Origin of the sequence: Amycolatopsis vastitatis (assembly GCF_002234595.1) — a bacterium.
Classification (GTDB): domain Bacteria; phylum Actinomycetota; class Actinomycetes; order Mycobacteriales; family Pseudonocardiaceae; genus Amycolatopsis; species Amycolatopsis vastitatis.
This window is the reverse complement of sequence record NZ_NMUL01000134.1, coordinates 1-594: the sequence shown is the minus strand read 5'-3', so window position 1 is coordinate 594 and position 594 is coordinate 1. Positions and strand designations below refer to the sequence as shown.

The window sequence follows — 594 nt, the reverse complement described above, 5'->3', positions numbered from 1 at the left end:
GAAGGAAACACCGGAGAGAAGGGATAGGGCACATCATTGGATCGCCCGCAGCGGCTGGGCAGTAGCGCCGCGCGGGTACCGCAGTCCCATCGGATTGGCAGGTGGTTCTCGGTTACGAGTCAGCGATCCCCGCGTCGTCGGTCTTGCGGCCGGACGCGAGTACAGGAAGCCGGCGGTCGCGCCGGTTGACAATGGTGAAACCCAACCCCTGGGACCCCGGGTGCCGTGCGCGGCGCCCGGGGTCCCTTGTGATGTGGAGGTGGCATGATCCCTGACCAATACGACCCGGCCGCAGCGAGAACGGCCGACAAGTTCGACGACGAGAACTATCCCGGCTACACCATGGGCCGGGCCGCGGAAATGCTCGGCACCACCCAGAACTTCTTGCGCAGCCTCGACGAAGCCGGCCTGATCGAGCCGCAACGCTCCGCCGGCGGGCACCGCCGCTACTCCCGCCACCAACTGCGCATCGCCGCACGGGTACGACATCTCGTCGACGAGGGCACCGCCATCGACGCCGCCTGCCGCATCATCTCCCTCGAAGACCAGCTCCACGAAGCCCAACGACACAACACCCGCCCCCAACCCGCCGAC

The 594-nt window shown here is 67.3% G+C and carries 1 protein-coding gene; it reads left to right on the top strand.

All coding sequences use genetic code 11. From position 1 onward, the window contains the following. Positions 1–264 precede the first annotated feature (264 nt). The coding region (locus CF165_RS49765) for a helix-turn-helix domain-containing protein (protein ID WP_143268990.1) at positions 265–594 on the top strand (330 nt) is incomplete at its 3' end.